Source organism: Gemmiger formicilis (genome assembly GCF_016901605.1).
GTDB classification, from domain to species: domain Bacteria; phylum Bacillota; class Clostridia; order Oscillospirales; family Ruminococcaceae; genus Gemmiger; species Gemmiger formicilis_B.
In genome coordinates, this window is sequence record NZ_JACJKP010000845.1 from 1 (window position 1) to 220 (window position 220).

Sequence of the window (220 nt, forward strand, 5' to 3'; positions counted from 1 at the left end):
ATTCCTGCCAGCTATCATCAAACGAACATACACACAGTTGCCCATCTATTATATCCGCGACGCGCGTCCATTGACGCCACCAGTCCGTACTATCATTCTTCACACACAAGGAAAAGATATCGCTGGCAGCATTTCCTTCGAGCGGCCACATCAGGAGAAAAATACGCCCTTTGTTACAGTTTTGCTGCAACTGCTGCGACAACCAACAACAAAGTACGTA

1 protein-coding gene is annotated in these 220 nt (G+C 47.3%); it reads left to right on the forward strand.

Features of this window, described 5'->3' with window-relative positions:
• Nucleotides 1-220 (forward strand): hypothetical protein (locus H6B10_RS16990; RefSeq protein ID WP_204652517.1); only part of this gene is annotated, 220 nt, incomplete at both ends.